Origin of the sequence: Flavobacterium sp. (assembly GCF_040402895.1) — a bacterium.
Lineage (GTDB): Bacteria > Bacteroidota > Bacteroidia > Flavobacteriales > Flavobacteriaceae > Flavobacterium.
Genome location: NZ_JBBALR010000020.1, coordinates 1 through 5,100, shown reverse-complemented (window position 1 = coordinate 5,100; position 5,100 = coordinate 1). Strand labels below are relative to the sequence as shown.

The 5,100-nt window shown below is 31.9% G+C and carries 5 protein-coding genes; 1 reads left to right on the top strand and 4 read right to left on the bottom strand.

What is annotated here, in order from left to right:
* Positions 1–1,008: YifB family Mg chelatase-like AAA ATPase (locus tag ABWP60_RS09425; RefSeq protein ID WP_353151751.1), on the top strand; the 1,008-nt coding region annotated here is incomplete at its 5' end.
* Positions 1,009–1,015: 7 nt separating this feature from the next.
* Here the strand turns inward: ABWP60_RS09425 and ABWP60_RS09420 are convergent.
* The 4 genes from ABWP60_RS09420 to ABWP60_RS09405 form a co-directional block, all read right to left on the bottom strand.
* The gene (locus ABWP60_RS09420) at positions 1,016–2,377 is read right to left on the bottom strand and encodes an exonuclease domain-containing protein (RefSeq protein WP_353151753.1); all 1,362 of its coding nucleotides are present in this window, start codon (positions 2,375–2,377) and stop codon (positions 1,016–1,018) included.
* A 60-nt stretch (positions 2,378–2,437) separates the two neighbouring features.
* Positions 2,438–3,112 carry a YggS family pyridoxal phosphate-dependent enzyme gene (locus tag ABWP60_RS09415; protein ID WP_353151749.1) on the bottom strand — a complete coding sequence of 225 codons (675 nt, stop codon included), beginning with the start codon at positions 3,110–3,112 and terminating at the stop codon, positions 2,438–2,440.
* 96 nt (positions 3,113–3,208) lie between these two features.
* Positions 3,209–4,426, bottom strand: a complete 1,218-nt coding sequence (locus tag ABWP60_RS09410) for a DUF1015 domain-containing protein (RefSeq protein ID WP_353151747.1) — start codon at positions 4,424–4,426, stop codon at positions 3,209–3,211.
* Positions 4,427–4,498: 72 nt separating this feature from the next.
* Positions 4,499–5,100, bottom strand: a 602-nt coding sequence (locus ABWP60_RS09405) for a 3-hydroxyacyl-CoA dehydrogenase family protein (RefSeq protein ID WP_353151745.1), incomplete at its 5' end; no start/stop codon positions are given.

Below are 5,100 nucleotides of genomic sequence, written 5' to 3'. Positions count from 1 at the left end.
ATTGATACGAAAGAAGAATTTTCTAAAAACCTTGAATTTCCAGAATTCGATTTTGCAGACGTCAAAGGTCAGGAATCCATAAAAAGATGTATGGAAATTGCAGCAGCAGGGGGTCATAACATTATTTTAATTGGACCTCCAGGCGCTGGTAAAACGATGTTAGCCAAACGTTTGCCAAGTATTTTACCACCAATGAGTATGCAAGAAGCGTTGGAAACAACTAAAATTCATTCGGTTACAGGAAGAATTAAAGATATGGGTTTGCTCACACAGCGGCCTTTTCGAGCTCCACATCATACGGCAAGTTCGGTTAGTTTGGTAGGTGGAGGAAGTTACCCGCAACCAGGAGAAATTTCTTTAGCGCATAATGGCGTGTTGTTTTTAGATGAATTACCCGAGTTTAAACGTGAAGTTTTAGAAGTGATGCGCCAACCTTTAGAAGATAGAGATGTAACAATCGCTCGAGCTAAATTTACGATTACTTATCCTTCATCATTTATGTTAGTAGCCAGTATGAATCCAAGTCCGAGTGGTTTTTTTAACGATTCGAAAAATTCAAATGCCGCTTCACAAATGGAAATGCAACGCTATTTAAGTAAAATTTCAGGGCCTCTTTTGGATCGAATTGACATTCATATTGAAGTAACGCCCGTACCTTTTGAAAAATTATCGGAATCTCGCAAGGCAGAAAGTAGTGTTGAAATTAGAAATCGAGTAACTGTAGCGAGAAATATCCAAACAAAACGTTTTGAAAAGTATAATCACATTCATTATAATGCACAAATGAGTAGTAAATTAATTCGTGAATATTGTGCTTTAGACGATGTTTCTTTACAATTATTAAAAACAGCTATGGAACGATTGAATTTGTCGGCACGAGCATATGATCGAATTTTAAAGGTTTCCCGTACCATTGCCGATTTGGAAAATGCAGAAAATGTATTTTCACATCATATTGCAGAAGCCATTCAGTATAGAAGTTTGGATAGAGAAGGTTGGTTAGGATAAAGAAATTCTAAAATTTTAAAATCCGCATTACCCTATTTTTTCTAATATGATTTTTTATAATGGACGTTGTATCTCTATTATTTTGCATCGGAATTATGATGTTTTTTAAGATGTCAATATTCGTAATTTGATAGTTTAAATCGAAAAAACAATATCCTTTATAAACACCATTTTCAATTAAAACCGCACTTCGTTCTTCAATTCCTCTACCTTTATCGACTACCACCATATTGTTGTTTTCAAATTGTAAATTAAGAATACAATCTTGAGCACGTTTGTTATATGTTTCTGGGCTTTCAAGTTGAATACAAGCGCCATTACATTCTTTAATTTTGTATTGAAAACAAGCAGATTTTGTTTCGAAAAGGCCGTTTATTTTTTGACATAATTGATTTTCAGATGTTAATTTAAAAAGAAAATTTTTACCTTCTTGTAGACTTACAAATGAGGTGATTTCTTTTTTTCGTCCGTCTGCTTTTTCAATAGTTATTGCTAGGTATCCTTCTTTATTTATATTTGAATACATAGCGAAATTAAAAATACTTTTGCGTTGTGCTCTATTGTATATAGGTTTATTAATTTTAATTTCTTCCGATTCTTTCAATAAGGCAATTAATTCGCTACCTGTTTCTTCAAATGTAACGGCATATACATCACGTTGAATTTTTTTACTTTTAGCATTTACACCTGTAAAATGCTGATTGACACGTTTTTTAATGTTTTTGCTTTTTCCAATGTAAATTAAATCGCCTTTTTCATTATGAATATAATAGATACCAGTTTTTGATGGAAGTTTCTCAATAATATCTAATAGTTTTGGTGATAGTCCTGCTTTTATTTCAGTTTTGACATAACTTTTTACAATTTCTTTAGTCAAATCTTTTGCTAAAAGCATCTTGAATAATTTAACCGTAGCCATTGCATCACCACTTGCTCTATGTCTGTCTGCCATAGGAATCCCTAATGAACGCACTAATTTTCCTAAACTATAAGACGGCATTTCAGGAATAATTTTCTTTGCTAATTCAACAGTGCAAAGTGTAGGTTTTTTAAAATCAAAACCCAAACGTCTAAATTCCATTTGTAAAATTCGGTAATCGAAACTGGCGTTATGAGCTACAACTATAGTACCTTCAGTAATTTCGATTATTCGTTTCGCCACTTCGTAAAACTTTGGCGCACTTCGAAGCATAGCACTATTAATACCCGTTAATTTTACCACAAATGGCTGAATTGGTTTTTCAGGATTCACCAAACTAATAAATTGGTCAACCACTTCGTGACCATCAAATTTATAAATGGCAATTTCTGTAATACCCTCCTCATTGTATTGTCCGCCCGTGGTTTCTATGTCGATAATAGTATAAATATGCTTTCTTTTTTTAATTTTAGTAATTTGATTTCAATAATTAGCGCATTGAAAATTGCCTTATTGATAATTTCTATTTCCAAAGATACTACTTCCAATTCGAATCATTGTGCTTCCGCACGAAATGGCAAGTTGATAATCGCCAGACATTCCCATAGAAAGAATTGATAATTGATAATTGATAATTGATAATTTATTTATTTTATCAAAAAGCGTTTTTAAATGGTTGAATTCTTTTTCAATTTGAGTAGTGTTTTCAGTGAAGGTTGCCATTCCCATTAATCCTACGATTCTGATGTTTTCGAATTCGCTTTTGTCATGCTGAATTTGTTTTAGAATTTCTTCTAATTCAAGTTCATTTAAACCAAATTTGGTTTCTTCTTCCGCGATATGAATTTGTAATAAACAATCAATTATTCTATTGTGTTTTTTGGCTTGTTTATTAATTTCTTGCAACAATTTTAAACTATCTACACCGTGAATTAAACTCACATATTCCGCCATAAATTTAACCTTATTGGTTTGTACGTGACCAATCATATGCCATTCGATATCTTTTGGCATTTGTTCCCATTTATCAGTCATTTCTTTGATTTTATTTTCTCCAAAAATGCGCTGACAAGCAGTATAGGCTTCCATCAAATCGGCTACAGGTTTGGTTTTTGAAACCGCAACCAAAGTCACGTGAGTTGGAAGTTGGGATTTTATTTGGATAAGATTTTTAGCTATTGACATTATTTTCTGTTTTTTTAAAACACAGATTTAGGAAATTTTTGAAATTTTAATAATTTCTTAAATCTGTGTTATTAATATTTTTTATCAAAATAAAATTTACAATTCATACACCACCAAACCACTTCTAAACTTTGGTTCAATGTAGGTTGATTTTGGTGGCATAATTAAATTGTTGTCGGCAATGGTTTTAATTTCTGCCATATTAGTAGGGTAGAGCATAAAACCCACTTCATATTCGCCTTCATCAACTAAATCTTTAATAACAGAAACACTTTGTTTTCCTGGAATGTAATCAATACGTTCGTCGTTTCGCAAATCTTCAATACCTAATAAGGGATGCAAAACCGTATCGTATAAAATTTGTGCATCTAAGTTTTCTAAAACAGAAGTAACCTTTTGATTTTGCTTATAAAACAAAGCATAAAAACGGCCATCTAAATACATGCCAAATTCAAATTTATTTTGCGGTTTCCATAATTCTTGATCTTTGGCTTTGATAATAAAATTATCCGATAATTTAGTAATGAAATCATCTTTTGATAAACCATTTAAATCTCTAATTATTCTATTAAATTCATAAATTTTCAAATTGCTTTCGGCAATTAAAAAACTCATAAAATGATTTAAATTCTTGTTATTTAGCGATTTATTTTGTTCATATAACAATTCTGCAGAAGCCGATCGGTGATGCCCATCCGCTATATATAAATTCGGAATGTTTTCAAAATGTTCTTGTAACCATTCTATTTCTGATTGTGTTTCAATCTTCCACAACGTATGTTTTTCTTTATTTGAAGTGGCAAATGCATAAATAGGTTCACTCTTTTTTCGTAATGAAATATAAGTATTTACTTCAACAGAATCAGGATACGTAATCAAAACGGGTTCTGTATTAAATCCGGTTTGATGTAAATAATCTTTAAATAATTCCACACGATATTGTAAGGTGTCTTCGTGTTTTTTAATCTGATTTTTCTGATATTCTTCCACGGAAGTTCCTGCAATAATTCCAGTAAATGTTTGGTTCTTCGTTTGAATTTCGTACAAATAAAAAACAGGTTGTTCTTCTGAAATTAAAATAGTTTCGTTTTTAAAATCTTGATATTTATGCAAAACACCTTTAAAACGCTTGTCTAAAGTAATTTTTTGAGTATTCGCATACGCAGGATGAATCACGTGTAAAAACGAATACGGATTGAAATTCAACCAAGCCGCAAGTTCAGCAGAACTATAATCTTCATAGGTTCTACAAGTTACCAAAGCAACTTTATCTGCCGTTGGACGAACTGCTTTAAAAGGGATTATTTTGCTCATTTTTTAGTCGAAAGTCGAAAGTCATAAAGTCGAAAGCAGTCACTTTAAGACCTTCGACATTAGACTTTAAGACTAATTAAATTGTTTCGAAACTTTTTCTGCTTTTTTACTTTCTGAATAATCATAAAAACCTTCACCAGATTTTACACCTAATTTCCCAGCCATAACCATATTTACTAATAACGGACAAGGTGCATATTTGGGGTTCTTAAACCCATCATACATTACGTTTAAGATGGATAAACAAACATCAAGACCAATAAAATCTGCTAGTTGTAAAGGCCCCATTGGGTGTGCCATTCCTAATTTCATCACGGTATCAATTTCAGAAACGCCCGCCACACCATTATATAACGTTTCAATGGATTCGTTAATCATTGGCATTAAAATTCTGTTGGCAACGAAACCTGGATAATCGTTTACTTCTGTTGGTGTTTTACCTAATTTTATAGATAAATCCATAATAATTTTAGTTACTTCATCAGAGGTAGAATACCCACGGATGATTTCAACTAATTTCATAATTGGCACTGGATTCATAAAATGCATTCCAATAACTCGTTCTGGATGCACTACTTGAGCACCAATTTGAGTAATTGAAATTGAAGACGTATTACTCGCTAAAATTACATTATGGTCGCAAATATCACTTAATTGCTTAAAGATATTCATTT

Coding starts and splice junctions, on each gene's coding strand:
- ABWP60_RS09410 (WP_353151747.1), bottom strand. CDS start 4,426: ATGAGCAAAATAATCCCTTTTAAAGCAGTTCGTCCAACGGCAGATAAA.
- ABWP60_RS09415 (WP_353151749.1), bottom strand. CDS start 3,112: ATGTCAATAGCTAAAAATCTTATCCAAATAAAATCCCAACTTCCAACT.